14 protein-coding genes are annotated in these 13,146 nt (G+C 66.8%); 4 read left to right on the top strand and 10 right to left on the bottom strand.

What is annotated here, in order from left to right:
• The first annotated feature begins 139 nt into the window (after window positions 1–139).
• Genes OE856_RS01225 through OE856_RS01215 form a run of 3 tightly spaced genes read left to right on the top strand, consistent with a single transcriptional unit; the run spans window position 140 to window position 3,652 of the window.
• Complete coding sequence (locus OE856_RS01225; RefSeq protein WP_263714226.1) at window positions 140–1,351, top strand: ABC transporter substrate-binding protein; 1,212 nt, start codon at window positions 140–142, stop codon at window positions 1,349–1,351.
• 1 nt (window position 1,352) lies between these two features.
• Window positions 1,353–3,032, top strand: coding sequence for an ABC transporter permease (locus tag OE856_RS01220; RefSeq protein ID WP_263714225.1), 1,680 nt, complete (start codon window positions 1,353–1,355; stop codon window positions 3,030–3,032).
• Window positions 3,029–3,652 carry an ATP-binding cassette domain-containing protein gene (locus tag OE856_RS01215; RefSeq protein WP_263714224.1) on the top strand — a complete coding sequence of 208 codons (624 nt, stop codon included), beginning with the start codon at window positions 3,029–3,031 and terminating at the stop codon, window positions 3,650–3,652. The genes OE856_RS01220 and OE856_RS01215 overlap by 4 nt, the downstream gene beginning before the upstream one ends.
• On the opposite strand, the gene modC is transcribed toward OE856_RS01215, so the two are convergent.
• The 10 genes from modC to proS form a co-directional block, all read right to left on the bottom strand.
• Window positions 3,649–4,725, bottom strand: a complete 1,077-nt coding sequence (gene modC / locus OE856_RS01210; RefSeq protein ID WP_263714223.1) for a molybdenum ABC transporter ATP-binding protein — start codon at window positions 4,723–4,725, stop codon at window positions 3,649–3,651. The two genes, OE856_RS01215 and modC, sit on opposite strands and share 4 nt — an antisense overlap.
• Window positions 4,722–5,393, bottom strand: a complete 672-nt coding sequence (gene modB, locus OE856_RS01205; protein WP_263714222.1) for a molybdate ABC transporter permease subunit — start codon at window positions 5,391–5,393, stop codon at window positions 4,722–4,724. The genes modC and modB overlap by 4 nt, the downstream gene beginning before the upstream one ends.
• On the bottom strand, window positions 5,386–6,108 hold the full coding sequence (gene modA / locus OE856_RS01200; protein ID WP_263714221.1) for a molybdate ABC transporter substrate-binding protein: 723 nt from the start codon (window positions 6,106–6,108) through the stop codon (window positions 5,386–5,388). The genes modB and modA overlap by 8 nt, the downstream gene beginning before the upstream one ends.
• A gap of 57 nt (window positions 6,109–6,165) precedes the next feature.
• Complete coding sequence (locus OE856_RS01195) at window positions 6,166–6,531, bottom strand: winged helix-turn-helix domain-containing protein (RefSeq protein ID WP_263714220.1); 366 nt, start codon at window positions 6,529–6,531, stop codon at window positions 6,166–6,168.
• Window positions 6,521–6,964, bottom strand: a complete 444-nt coding sequence (locus OE856_RS01190; RefSeq protein ID WP_263714219.1) for a potassium channel family protein — start codon at window positions 6,962–6,964, stop codon at window positions 6,521–6,523. Before OE856_RS01190 ends, OE856_RS01195 begins: the two co-directional genes overlap by 11 nt.
• Window positions 6,965–6,988: 24 nt before the next feature.
• Window positions 6,989–7,390, bottom strand: a complete 402-nt coding sequence (locus OE856_RS01185) for a c-type cytochrome (protein ID WP_263714218.1) — start codon at window positions 7,388–7,390, stop codon at window positions 6,989–6,991.
• A 74-nt stretch (window positions 7,391–7,464) separates the two neighbouring features.
• Window positions 7,465–8,142: an ABC transporter ATP-binding protein gene (locus tag OE856_RS01180; protein WP_263714217.1), complete on the bottom strand. Its 678-nt coding sequence runs from the start codon at window positions 8,140–8,142 to the stop codon at window positions 7,465–7,467.
• Window positions 8,135–9,382, bottom strand: coding sequence for a lipoprotein-releasing ABC transporter permease subunit (locus tag OE856_RS01175; RefSeq protein ID WP_318527618.1), 1,248 nt, complete (start codon window positions 9,380–9,382; stop codon window positions 8,135–8,137). The genes OE856_RS01180 and OE856_RS01175 overlap by 8 nt, the downstream gene beginning before the upstream one ends.
• Window positions 9,383–9,516: 134 nt before the next feature.
• Window positions 9,517–10,509: a Hint domain-containing protein gene (locus OE856_RS01170; protein ID WP_263714215.1), complete on the bottom strand. Its 993-nt coding sequence runs from the start codon at window positions 10,507–10,509 to the stop codon at window positions 9,517–9,519.
• Window positions 10,510–10,607: 98 nt separating this feature from the next.
• Entirely contained in the window at window positions 10,608–11,945 is a 1,338-nt protein-coding gene (gene proS / locus OE856_RS01165; protein WP_263714214.1) for a proline--tRNA ligase, read from the bottom strand.
• Window positions 11,946–12,077: 132 nt separating this feature from the next.
• On the opposite strand from proS, the gene OE856_RS01160 reads away from it, so the two are divergent.
• Window positions 12,078–13,145 (top strand): AI-2E family transporter, encoded by a 1,068-nt coding sequence (locus OE856_RS01160; protein WP_263714213.1) that lies wholly within the window; start codon window positions 12,078–12,080, stop codon window positions 13,143–13,145.
• Window position 13,146: the final 1 nt, after the last annotated feature.

Genomic DNA, 13,146 nt, shown 5'->3' with positions numbered 1-13,146 from the left:
GCGCACGGCTTGGCCGCGCAACCGCAAGATCACAGCAAAATCTTGCGATAGAGTTGCAGGATTACACGATTTTTTGTGTGGCACCCGCCCGCGTAATACGGTTTCAAGAAAGCCGACAAAACCCGGAGGAATGCCAGAAATGTTTCGTTGGACCGCCGCCCTTGGCGCCGCCGCCCTCGCCCTGACCACCCCCGCCCTTGCCGATCCCGACCCGTCCGACTGGAACGCGGTTCTGGAACAGGCCCGTGGACAGACCGTTTACTGGAACGCCTGGGGCGGCGCGACCGCGACCAATGATTTCATCGCCTGGGCCGGTCAGCAGGTGCAGGATCGCTACGGCGTCACCGTCGAACATGTGAAACTGTCGGACACCGCCGATGCGGTCAGCCGCGTGCTGGCCGAGAAAACCGCCGGCAAGGATGAGGGCGGCGCGATCGACCTGATCTGGATCAACGGCGCCAATTTCGCCGCGATGAAAGAGGCCGGCCTGCTGTTCGGCCCCTGGGCGCAGGATCTGCCCAACTGGCGCTATGTCGACGTGGCCGGAAAACCGGCCGTGACCAGCGATTTCACCGTGCCGACCGAGGGCCTTGAAAGCCCCTGGGCCATGGCGCAGGTGGTGTTCTACCACGACACCGCGCATCTGCCCGAGCCTCCGAAATCGGCCGCCGCGCTGGCCGACTGGGCCGCCGCCAATCCGGGCCGGTTCACCTTTCCGCAGCCGCCCGATTTCCTGGGCACGACCTTCCTGAAACAGGCGCTTTACGATCTGGCCGCAGACCCGGCCTTGCTGCAACAGCCCGTTGACGCGGTCGATTACGATGCCGTCACCGCGCCGCTTTGGGCCTGGCTTGATGACCTTACCCCCAACCTGTGGCGCGAGGGCCGCGCCTATCCGCAGACCGGCCCGCGCCAGCTACAGCTGATGTCCGACGGCGAGATCGACCTGGCCATTTCCTTCAGCCCCGGCGAGGCCTCGACCGCCATCGCCAACGGCCAGCTGCCCGACAGCGTGCGCAGCTTTGTGCTGGACGGCGGGACCATCGGCAATGCCAGCTTTGTCGCCATTCCCTACAACGCCAATGCCAAGGCCGGCGCGATGGTTCTGGCCGATTTCCTGCTCTCGCCCGAGGCCCAGACCCGCGCGCAGGACCCCAATGTGCTGGGCTATGGCACGGTCCTGGACATGGCCACGCTGACCGACGACCAACGCGCCGCCTTTGATGCGCTTGATCTTGGCATCGCCACGCTGACCCCGGCCGAGCTGGGCGCCGCCCTGCCCGAGCCGCATCCCAGCTGGGCGGTGAAACTGGCCGAAGACTGGACCGCCCGCTACGGCGTGGCCCAGTAAGATGCGCCTGGCGCCGCTGCTGACCCTCTTGTTTCTGGCCGGGCCTGTCCTGGCCGGGCTGGCAGGGGTGGTGGCACCGGCGCTGGGATATTTCCCCGCCATCGGGGCGAATGACTGGGGCCTTGGCGCATTTCGCGCGCTCTTTGACTGGCCCGGCATCAGCACCGCGATCCGCCTCAGCGTCACCACCGGCCTGGCCGCCACGGCCATAGCCCTGGCGGTGACGGTGCTGATCCTGGCGGCCTGGTCGGGCACCCGCACCTTTCGCTGGATCGAGCGCGCCCTCTCGCCCCTGCTCTCCGTCCCCCATGCCGCCGCCGCCTTTGGCATCGCCTTTCTGATCGCGCCCTCGGGCTGGATCGTACGCGCCATTTCACCCTGGCTGACCGGCTGGACCCGCCCGCCCGACCTGTTGATCCTGCAAGACCCATTGGGCATCGCCATGGTGCTGGGGCTGGTCGCGAAAGAGGTGCCGTTCCTGCTGTTGATGGCGCTGGCCGCCCTGCCGCAATGCCAGCCCAGCCGCAGCCTGACCGTGGCGCAGTCGATGGGCTATGGCCGGGTCACCGGGTGGCTCAAGGCCGTGCTGCCGCGGCTCTACCCGCTGATCCGCCTGCCGGTCTACGCGGTGCTCGCTTATTCGATGTCGGTGGTCGATGTGGCGATCATCCTTGGCCCCAACACGCCGCCGCCCCTGTCGGTGCAGGTGGTGCGCTGGATGAGCCAGCCCGACCTGACCCTGCGCCTGACCGCGGCCGCCGGGGCCTTGCTGCAAACCGGGCTGGTGGTCGGCGCGCTGATCACCTGGCGTTTGGCCGAAATGGCCCTGGCCCGCGCCGGGCGCCGCTGGGCCACGGGCGGCGCGCGCAGCAATGGCGACCCGGCGCTGCGGGTGCTGGCCATGGCGCTGGCCGCACTGTCGGCCGCGGCGATCTTTGCCGGGCTGGCGGGGCTGGGCCTGTGGTCGATCACCAGCGTCTGGCGCTTTCCTCAGGCCCTGCCCGACGCGCTGACGCTAAGCCACTGGGCACGGCACGGGCCGATGGTGCTGCCGACGCTGGCCGATACGGTGCTGATCGCGGCAAGTGCCACGCTGGCCGCTCTGGTGCTGGTCATCGCCTGCCTCGAGACCGAAATCCGCCTGAGGCTGCGCCTCGAAGGGCGGGCGTTGTGGTTGCTGTACCTGCCGCTGATCATCCCGCAGATCGCCTTTCTGCCGGGGCTGCAAACGCTGGCGCTGAACTGGGGCGCCGATATGGGACGAGTGGCGGTGACCCTGGTGCATCTGGTTTTCGTGCTGCCCTATGTGATGCTGTCGCTGGCCGACCCCTATCACGGCTGGGATGCGCGCCAGGCCACCGTCGCCGCCGCCCTTGGCGCCTCGCCCCGGCGCATCTTTTGGCGGCTGCGGCTGTCGATGCTGCTGGCGCCCGCGCTGACCGCCGCCGCCGTGGGCTTTGCCGTGTCGGTCGGGCAATACCTGCCGACCCTGCTGATCGGCGGCGGGCGGGTGCAGACCCTGACGACCGAGGCCGTGGCCCTTGCCGCCGGCGGCGACCGCCGCGTGATCGGCATCTATGCGCTGGCCCAGACCGGGGTGGTGGTGCTGGGCTTTGCCGCCGCGATCGGGCTGCCGCGCCTTGTCTGGGCCAACCGCCGCGGGCTAAGGGGGGCAGCATGAGCGGACTGATCCTCGACCACCTGACCATCCACCTGGGCGACGCGCCGCTGGTATCGCTGACGGCGACCGTGGCACCGGGCGAGGTGCTGACGGTGATGGGGCCGTCGGGGTCGGGCAAGTCGACACTGCTGGCGGCGATCACCGGCACGCTGGCCCCAGCCTTTCGTTGCACCGGGCGCATCGCGCTGAACGGGCGCGACCTGACCGGCCTGCCGCCCCAGGGGCGCCGCGTGGGCATCCTGTTCCAAGACGACCTGCTGTTCCCCCATCTGTCGGTGGGCGGCAACCTGGGCTTTGGCCTGCCGTCGGGCGCGCGCGACCGCAAGGCCGCCATCGACGCCGCGCTGGCCGAGATCGGCCTCGAGGGCTTTGCCGACCGCGACCCCGCCACCCTGTCGGGCGGGCAAAAGGCCCGTGTGGCGCTGATGCGGATGCTGCTGTCAGAGCCGCAGGCGCTGTTGCTGGACGAACCCTTTTCACGGCTCGACGCCGCCCTGCGCGACCAGATGCGCGACATGGTATTTTCCCGCGCCCGCGCGCGCGGCCTGCCGGTGCTGATGGTCACCCATGACGCCGAGGATGCCCGCGCCGCCGGTGGCGCGCTGGTCACGCTGCCCTAGGCCGCCAGCCGCCGGTCGAACGAGATCGCCTTGAGCACCGCGAAAACCTGCCCGCCCACGGCCAGGCCCATCTGATCGACCGCCGCCCGCGTCACCCGCGCGCGCAGCACCTGCCCGTCCACGTCCAGGAACACCTCAGCAAAGGCGGTCTCGGCCTCGGACACGATTTCCGTTATCCGGCACGGCAGCACATTCTGCGCGCTCAGCCCCTCGGGCCGCACCGTCGCCAGCATCACGTCCCGCGCCCGGATACGCAGTTGCACCTCATCGCCCGCGTGCAAACCGGCCTCGGGCATGATCAGCTCATGCCCGGCGACCTGCAACCGCGTCAGGTGATAACGCGCATCCCCGCCGCTGACCCGCCCGCGCAGGATCACCCCGCCCTCGAACCGGCTGCCACCCGCGCCCAGGTCGAGCCGGGCAAAGGTTTCCGCCAGCGGCCCCGAGGCCACGATGCGCCCGTCCTGCATCGCGATCAGCCGGTCGGCGATCTGGGTCACCTCTTCGATCGAGTGCGTCACATGGATGACCGGAATGCCGAACACCTGCGGCAGACGCGCGATAAGCGGCAGGATCTGCGCCTTGCGCGCCGCATCCAGCGCGGCCAAGGGTTCGTCCATCAGCATCAGCCGCGGCTGTGCCAGCAAGGCCCGTCCAATCGCCACGCGCTGCCGCTCGCCCCCCGACAGGCCACCGGGCCGGCGCGCCAACAGCGGCCCCAGATCCAGCGCCGAAATCACATCATCCTGATGGATCGCCCCCTGCGCGCGCCGGGCCGCGTAGCGCAGGTTGCCCGCGACGCTGAGATGCGGAAACAGCCGCGTATCCTGAAACACCATGCCCACCCCGCGCCGATGCGGCGGCAACGACTGCGCGCCGTCCTGCCAGACCTGCCCGTCAAAGACGATGCGCCCCTGCACCGGTTCAAACCCGGCAATCGCGCGCAGCAGCGTCGACTTGCCCGCACCCGACGGGCCGAAGAGGGCCGTCACGCCGCTCAGCTCGGCCTGAACCCGCGCGGCCAGGTCGAACCCACCCGCCTGCGCGGTGATATCCAGCGACAACAGCGTCATGACACATGCACCGGAAAGCGCCGGTTCAACCCATAGACCAGCAGTAGGATCACAAAGGAAAACACCAGCATCCCGCCCGACCACAGATGCGCCTGCGCATAGTTCAGCGTCTCGACATGTTCATAGATCGCGATCGAGATCACCTTGGTGCGGCCCGGAATATTGCCGCCCACCATCAACACCACGCCGAACTCGCCCACCGTATGGGCAAAGCTCAGCACCAGCGCGGTCAGATAGCCCCGCGCCGACAGCGGCAGAACCACCGAAAAGAACGCGTCCCACGGGCCCGCGCGCAGGCTGGCGGCAGCCTCAAGCGGGGCGCGGCCCAGGCCCTCGAACGCGGCTTGCAGGGGCTGCACCATGAAAGGCAGCGAATAGAGGCAGGAGGCCAGCACCAACCCGCTGAACGAAAAGGTCAGCGCCTCGCCGGTCACATCGCGCCACACCGCGCCCAGCGGCGCCGAGGGGCTGAGCGTGACCAGCAGGTAAAACCCGATCACCGTCGGCGGCAGCACCAGCGGCAGCGCGGTCACGGCCTCGAGCACCGGTTTCCACCAGCCCCGCCCGCGCGCCAGCACCCAGGCCAGCGGCGTGCCGATCACCACCAGGATCAGCGTCGTCAGCCCCGCCAGTTTCAGTGTCAGCCACAAAGGCGCCAGATCAATCATCCGCGCCCTCATAGCCATCGGCCGCGATCACAACGCGTGCCGCGTCGCTGCGCAGGAATGCTATAAAGGCCGCCGCGCCGGGGGTGTCGCGCAGCCGCACCGCATCTTGCCGGATCGGCGGGTAAAGCGCCGGATCAATGGCCCAGACCTGCCCGCCCTGCACGGACGCGGCGGCGACAAACCCGATATCGGCACTGCCGGTGGCAACCATCGCATGGGCCTGCCCGACGTTCTGCCCCTGCACCAGACGCCCGCCGGGATCGACCCCCAGCGCTGCCAGCACCGCCTGCGCCGCCGCGCCATAGGGGGCTAGGTCGGGGTTGGCGATGGCGATAAAGCGCACCGACGGATCGGCCAGCGCATGGGCCAGATCGGCGGGCAGATCATCGCGCGCAGACCAGGCCACCAGCCGCCCCGTGGCATAGGTGAAGCGGCTGCCTTCCACGATGCCGCCCTCGGCCTCCAGCCGCGCGGGGCGGTCCTGATCGGCGGCCAGCCAGGCGTCATAGGGCGCCCCGGCCCGGATCTGGGCATAGGCTTGGCCCGTCGAGCCGACAGCGATGCGCAGGTCATAGGGATGGGCGGCCTCGAAAGCGGGCTCCAGCCGCTCCAGCGTGCCGGCGAAATTGGCGGCGACGGCGACCAGCACCTCGGGCCGCCCCTGGGCGGTGGCGGATGTCGCCAGCAAAAGGATCAACAGCAGGGGGCGAAACACGGCAGGCACCTCGTTATGTTCACCCGAACATAACGAAACCACCGGCGTGCTCAAGCGTTATGTTTCGTCAGATATATCGCGCAGCATCCCGGCCACACCGCCACGCAGATCGACCGTGGCGGCCTCGGCCTCGCGCTGCATCCGGCGATAAAGCGCCAGCACCGCCAGCCCGGCCCGTGTCAGCCGCGCGCCGCCGCCCTCGGCCCCGCCCCTGCTGGTTTCCACCAGCGGATCGGCAAAGGCGTTGTTCATCGCCTCGACCAGCGACCAGGCCCGGCGATAGCTCATGCCCATCTGCCGCCCCGCCGCCGAGATTGACCCGGTCTCGGAAATGCCCTGCAACAGATCGGCCTTGCCCGGCCCGAACGGCACATTGCCCGGCAGGGTCAGCCGAATGCGCAGCGGCGGCAGATCATCCGTCATCACTGCGCCCCGCGATCTGTTCTTGGCGCACGCGGCGCAGGATCTCGACCATCATCGCCGTATAAAGCCCCATGTTCAAAAGCCCGTTCGCCGCCGCCAGCCCGCCCAGAATGCGCCAGCCCTCGGGCAGCAGCACATCGCCGAACCCCAGCGTGGTGAAGACGACAATCGAGAAATACACCGCCGCCTCCCATGTTGGAAACAGCTCAAGCATCTTGAACGCGGCGGCCCAGATCCAGACCGAGGCGCTGAGCACCGCCAGAACCACCAGCACGATCCCCACCAGCACCAGCGCGATCTTGGGTGGATGCGGGCGCCGCACCAGCCAGGGGCTGACCAGCGTCACCAGGGACTCGGCCGCCCAAAAGGCCAGCCCGGCCAAGAGAACGGTCATCAGGATCAGAACCGTGCTTATGGCGATCTCGTGGATCATGGCCGCCCGACCGCCCGCACGCGATCAGCGCTGGATCGTTTCAAGCCACCGGACAATGGCGACGATCTCGGCCGGGCTTTCTGTCACCGTGCCCTCGGGGCCGTCCAGCGCGACACTGTCGCCGCCCAGCTCGAGTCCGAAGATCGGCATCGGCCCGCCATGGCCACGCAGCAGTTGGCGCCCGTCGATCACGTGAATCACCTCTAGCAGCGGGAACTGCCCGCCATAGCGTTCGGTCAGCCCGGTCAGGTCGGGCACCGGCAGGGTCATGAACTCGGCCATCGGCCCGTCGCCCCGCGCCCCCGCACCGTGGCAGGTGGCGCAATTGTCCAAAAACAGCGCCTGGCCCGGGTCCATCTCTTCGGCAAGGGCGGGCAGCGCTGCAAGACAGGCGGCGAGGGTCAGGAATGTTTTGCGTGCGGTCATGGCATGGCCTCCGGCTGTTGCCCCTGTATTCAGACTAGGGGCCAGCCCGGCCCCCGGCTTTGACGCCGATCAAATCAGACCAGCACCCCGTTATCCAGCCGCACGGTGCGATCCATGCGCGCGGCCAGGTCGGGATTGTGCGTCGCGATCAACGCCGCCAGGCCGGTTTCCTGCACCAGCTCCATCATTGCCGCGAACACCGTGTCGGATGTCGCGGGGTCAAGGTTGCCCGTGGGTTCATCCGCCAACAGCAAAGCCGGCCGGTTGGCCAGCGCCCGGCAAAAGGCCACCCGCTGTTGCTCGCCCCCCGACAGGGCCGCCGGGCGGTGATCGGCCCGCCCCGTCAGCCCGACACGGGCCAAAAGATCGCGGGCCTGCGCCTCGGCATCGGCGCGGCTGGCACCATTGGCGAGCTGCGGCAGAACGATGTTCTCGAGCGCGGTGAACTCCGGCAAAAGGTGGTGAAACTGATAGACGAACCCCACCCGGTCGCGCCGGATCGCGGTGCGCCGGCGGTCAGACAGCGCGCTTGCCCCCTGCCCGGCGATCCGCACCTCGCCTGCATCGGCCGTGTCCAGCAGCCCGGCGATATGCAGCAGCGTCGACTTGCCCGCCCCCGACGGCGCCACCAGCGCGACGACCTCGCCCGGCTGCAACGTGACCGAGGCCCCGCGCAGCACCGGCACGGCATTGGCCTTGCCGCGGTTATAGGTTTTCTCGATCTGGTCGAGCACAAGAACCGGTTCACTCATAGCGCAGCGCCTCGACAGGGTTCATCCGCGCCGCGCGGCGGGCCGGAAAGATCGTGATGACAAAGGACAAAAACAGCGACAGCCCCACCGCCGCCAGCACATCGCCCAGCATCAGCTTGGCGGGCAGCTTGTAGATGCCGCGAATGGACGGATCCCACACACCGCCATTCGAGGCACCATTCAGGAAGGCCAGGATCGGGTCGAAATAGATGGCGAAAAGACAGCCCAGAACCACACCCATCGCCGTGCCGACCAACCCCACCAGCGCCCCGCACAGAAAGAACACCCGCAGCACCGCGCCCTCGCTGAGGCCGATGGTGCGCAGGATGCCGATGTCGCGGCCCTTGTTTTTCACCAGCATCACCAGCCCCGAGATGATGTTCATCGAAGCGATCAGCACCAACACCGACATCAGCACGAACATCACCGTGTCTTCGACATCCAGCGCCCTCAGAAAGGCCGAGGCGCTGTCACGCCATGTCCAGACCAGCGCCCTGTCGCCCGCCGCCCGCAACAGCGGGATGGTGTAATCCTCGATCTGCTCGGGGTTCTCGACAAAGATCTCGATCTCGTCGGCCACGCCCTCGCGGTCGAAATAGGACTGCGCATCGGCAAAGGGCATGTAGACGCGGGTGCGGTCGACCTCGTACCGGCCGGCCTGGAAGATATAGACCACCTCATAGGCATTCACGCGCGGCGAGGTGCCAAAGGCGGTTTTGACCCCGTTGGGCGAGATCAGCTTGATCCGGTCGCCGACCTGCACCCCCAGCGCGCGCGCCACGCCATTGCCGATGGCGATACCCTCGTCAAAGCGCGCGATATCGCCCAAGGATTCCTCGGGGTTGGCGACGCGGGGAATGGTCATCAGATCGGCGGCCGAAATACCGAACACCTCGACCCCGGCATTGCTCGAGCGCATGTTCGCCATCACCTGCCCCTTGACCAGAGGCGCGGCGCGGGTGACGCCGGGAATGGCGGCGATGCGCTGGGTCATCTCGGCATAGTCGGGGATAACGCGGGTGGATTGACCGTTCTCATCGACATAGGCGCCCGAATAGACGGTGACATGGGCGTTGGCGCCCAGGATCGTATCGACGAATTCGGCCCGGAACCCGGCGCGCACGGCCAGCGTGATGATCAGCGCGGCCACGGCCAGGGTGATGCCGATCAGCGAGATCCATGTCATCACGCTGACGCCACCTTCGGACCGGCGCGCGCGCAGGTATCGCCAGGCGATCATCCATTCATAGGCGGCAAAGGGGGCTGTTCGATTGGCCAAGACTGCTCCTGTCATTTTGCGCGACAGTGCGGCGCGCGGCGGGCGGCGTCAAGCCGATGGCCGACGCATGGGCGGGTGAACGCGCGCGCGGGCGCTCAGGCGAAAAGCTGGCTGTCCGCCCCGCGCAGCACCGGCCGCGCCACGGGAAAAACGCCGCCCTTGTCCTGCGACAGTTCGGGGAACAGCGCCTGCAATTCGGCCCGGATGCCCGCATCGGTGTCGAGGATGTAGTCGCCGGGGTGAAAGCTCTCGGTCGCAACGCCCTCGGCATAGATGATCTCGTGCTGGTCGAACAGCAGGTGGATATAGGTGATGCTGTCGCGCGGGCTGCGGGTGATGGTGGTGTCATTGATCAGATGCTTGGCCGCGATCAGCATCTCGCGCTGACCGAAATAGACCTGTGCCCGCCAGTCGCGCACCAGCATCCGGTGTTGCGGCGAGACCAGCAATTCACGCCGGTTGCCGATCGCCCCCTTGGCGAAACAGATCGGCGCGTGATCGCCCGAGGCATCAATCGTGCGCTTGCCGATCCAACGCACCGGACGGGCGCCGCGATCCTTGGTCACGACCAGATCGCCCACCTGCAGCTTTTCGATCTCGCAGGTGCCCGAGGGCGTGCGGATGCGCACACCGGGGGTGAAACAGGTGATGCCCAGCTGCTGGGTGGTGACCTTGTCGGTGGTGGTGGAATAGCTGGTCGAAACCAGAACCGCGTCGGTCAGATCTGTGCCGTCAATGGGGGTGAACAGCTCGCGCCCGTCGGCCAGGTAAAAGGTCACGCCGGTGATCGTCTGGGTCGAGCCATCGGGATATTCGACCGTGATCGTATCGCCCACATAGGTAGAGCGGATATCCACGCCGTCGATTTTATCCTGGCCTTGCAGCCCGAACAGGTTGTCGCTGCGGTGATCGGACAGCGTCAGAGTGATCGCCGTCAGGGTAGACCCGGGCGCAGGCGGCGCCATCGGATCTAACAGGTAAAACGTATCGGTATAGGTCGTGGCGTTGTTATTGCCGCCGTTGCCGCCGCCATTACCAACAGGATTACCGGACCCAGGTCCGTTGCCATTACCGTTTCTAGAGGGCATGTGTCTGCTCTTTCACCGCCTCGCCCGACCGATCTGACGCCGGTTCGGTGCTTGGTGAAAGGCTAACACAACCCTCCCGTGCGGAACAAGCCTGACGCCTACAGCGCCGCGTAAATAGCTGCGACCTTGGCCACGGCCTGTTCGGGCGGCAGTTCCTCGCTGACACCGCTGCGGCGGCAGGTCAGTTCGACCACCCCGTTCTTCAGCCCGCGCGGGCCGACGGTGATGCGCCACGGCAGGCCGATCAGATCCATCGTCGCGAACTTGCCGCCAGCACGCTCATTGCGGTCGTCATAAAGCGGATCAAGCCCCAGCGCGGTAAAGCTCTTGTACAGCGCGTCGCAGGCGGCGTCGGCCTCGTCGTCGCCCTGTTTCAGGTTCACGATACCGACATGGAAGGGCGTCACGCCCTCGGGCCAGATGATGCCCTTGTCGTCGTGGTTGGCCTCGATCAGCGCGCCCACCAGACGGGACACGCCAATGCCGTGGCTGCCCATCTGCACCGGCACCGGCTTGCCATCGGGGCCCTGCACCGTGGCGCCCATGGCCTCGGAATACTTGGTGCCGAAATAGAAGATCTGTCCAACCTCGATCCCGCGCGCAACGCGGCGGCGCTCTTCGGGGATCTGGTTGAACAGCGCCTCGTCATGGGTCTCATCGGTGCGCGCGTATTTCGAGGTGAACTCTTCGAGGATCGACTGGCATTGCGCGACATCGTCATAATCAATCTCGCGGTCGCCAAAGGTCAGGTCGGTGACAGCGCTGTCATAGAACACCTCGGATTCGCCGGTTTCAGCCAGCACCAGGAATTCATGGGTATAGTCGCCGCCAATCGGGCCGCCATCGGCGCGCATCGGAATGGCCTGCAGGCCCATGCGCTCATAGCTGCGCAGATAGCTGACCAGATGGCGGTTATAGGCATGCAGCGCATCCTCGACCGTCAGGTCGAAATTGTAGCCATCCTTCATCAGGAACTCGCGCCCGCGCATCACGCCGAACCGGGGGCGGATCTCGTCGCGGAATTTCCACTGGATGTGATACAGCGTCAGCGGCAGATCCTTGTAGCTGCTGACATGGCTGCGGAAAATGTCGGTGATCATTTCCTCGTTGGTCGGCCCATACAGCATGTCGCGCCCGTGGCGGTCGCTGATCCGCAGCATTTCCTCGCCGTAATCGTCATAGCGCCCGCTTTCGCGCCACAGATCGGCCGATTGCAGCGTCGGCATCAGCATCGGGATGTGACCGGCGCGCACCTGTTCCTCGTGCACGATGTTTTCCAGCTTGCGCAGCACCTTGAAGCCCATCGGCAGCCAGGAATAGATACCCGCCGCCTGCTGCTTGATCATGCCGGCCCGCAGCATCAGCCGGTGGCTGACAATCTGGGCGTCGGCGGGGTTTTCCTTGAGAACGGGCAGGAAATAACGGGACAGGCGCATGCGGGCGGGCCTCTTGAGTTGAACCTTTGGCCCTAGCGTCTATGCGATTGGCGCGATGCAGACAAGCGCCGAGCGGCCTTGCAACCGGCCCAACCATCGGCCAAGACTGTGCCCAGAGAACAAGGAGCGATCATGGCCCTGCCAGTCCGGGATCAGTTGAAATATTGGGGGATCGCCGCGGTGGTCTTCCTGCTGTTGCTGTGGCTGCTCAGCGGGGTGCTGTTGCCCTTTGTCGTCGGGGCCGCGATTGCCTATTTCCTTGACCCGGTCGCCGACTGGCTGGAAGAGCACGGTTTCACCCGCGCCTGGGCCACGGTGACGATCACCCTGATCGCAGCGGTGGTCTTTACGCTGATGGTGTTGCTGGTCGTGCCCGAACTGACCCGTCAGGCCGGGGCGCTGATCAACGTGATGCCCGAACTGATCCGCAATTTTCAGACCTTCCTGCAAGAGCGTTTCCCCTCGGTGATGGTCGAGGGTTCCACCCTGAACGAGTCGCTGCAAGGCATCAGCGAGACCATCAAATCCAAGGGCGGCGAGCTGCTGAACGGCGTGCTGGCCTCGGCGCTGTCGCTGATCAACGTGGTCGCGCTGATCGTGCTGGTTCCGGTTGTGACCTTCTACCTGCTGCTCGACTGGGACCGCATGGTCGCCGAGATTGACAAGCTCTTGCCGCGCGACCCGGCCCCGGTGATCCGCCGCCTGGCACGCGAGATCGACGCCACGCTGGCCTCGTTCATCCGCGGCCAGGGCACGGTCTGCCTGATCTTGGGGGTCTATTACGCCATCGGGCTGATGCTGACGGGGCTGCAATTCGGCCTGATCGTGGGTGCGCTGGCGGGGCTGATCTCGTTCATCCCCTATGTCGGGGCGATCATCGGCGGCGCGCTGGCTCTGGGCCTGGCGCTGTTCCAGTTCTGGGGCGAATGGTGGATGATCGGCGCCGTGGGCGCGGTCTTTGCCATCGGCCAGGTGGTCGAGGGCAACATCCTGACGCCGAAACTGGTGGGCGGCTCGGTTGGGCTGCACCCGGTCTGGCTGATCTTTGCGCTGTCGGCCTTTGGCAGCCTCTTCGGCTTTGTCGGCATGCTGATCGCGGTGCCTGTGTCAGCCTCGATCGGGGTCGTGGCCCGCTGGGCCACCGCGCAATACAAGGACAGCCGCCTTTACAAGGGTATCTCCGGGCGCGAGGATCTCTGAC

Source organism: Actibacterium sp. XHP0104, assembly GCF_025751515.1.
Classification (GTDB): domain Bacteria; phylum Pseudomonadota; class Alphaproteobacteria; order Rhodobacterales; family Rhodobacteraceae; genus Actibacterium_D.
Note: the sequence above shows the minus strand (reverse complement) of the source record. Positions and strands in the feature narration are given on the sequence as shown.

Coding starts and splice junctions, on each gene's coding strand:
- OE856_RS01225 (WP_263714226.1), top strand. CDS start 140: ATGTTTCGTTGGACCGCCGCCCTTGGCGCCGCCGCCCTCGCCCTGACC.
- OE856_RS01220 (WP_263714225.1), top strand. CDS start 1,353: ATGCGCCTGGCGCCGCTGCTGACCCTCTTGTTTCTGGCCGGGCCTGTC.
- OE856_RS01215 (WP_263714224.1), top strand. CDS start 3,029: ATGAGCGGACTGATCCTCGACCACCTGACCATCCACCTGGGCGACGCG.
- modC (WP_263714223.1), bottom strand. CDS start 4,725: ATGACGCTGTTGTCGCTGGATATCACCGCGCAGGCGGGTGGGTTCGAC.
- modB (WP_263714222.1), bottom strand. CDS start 5,393: ATGATTGATCTGGCGCCTTTGTGGCTGACACTGAAACTGGCGGGGCTG.
- OE856_RS01195 (WP_263714220.1), bottom strand. CDS start 6,531: ATGACGGATGATCTGCCGCCGCTGCGCATTCGGCTGACCCTGCCGGGC.
- OE856_RS01190 (WP_263714219.1), bottom strand. CDS start 6,964: ATGATCCACGAGATCGCCATAAGCACGGTTCTGATCCTGATGACCGTT.
- OE856_RS01185 (WP_263714218.1), bottom strand. CDS start 7,390: ATGACCGCACGCAAAACATTCCTGACCCTCGCCGCCTGTCTTGCAGCG.
- OE856_RS01180 (WP_263714217.1), bottom strand. CDS start 8,142: ATGAGTGAACCGGTTCTTGTGCTCGACCAGATCGAGAAAACCTATAAC.
- OE856_RS01175 (WP_318527618.1), bottom strand. CDS start 9,382: ATGATCGCCTGGCGATACCTGCGCGCGCGCCGGTCCGAAGGTGGCGTC.
- OE856_RS01170 (WP_263714215.1), bottom strand. CDS start 10,509: ATGCCCTCTAGAAACGGTAATGGCAACGGACCTGGGTCCGGTAATCCT.
- proS (WP_263714214.1), bottom strand. CDS start 11,945: ATGCGCCTGTCCCGTTATTTCCTGCCCGTTCTCAAGGAAAACCCCGCC.
- OE856_RS01160 (WP_263714213.1), top strand. CDS start 12,078: ATGGCCCTGCCAGTCCGGGATCAGTTGAAATATTGGGGGATCGCCGCG.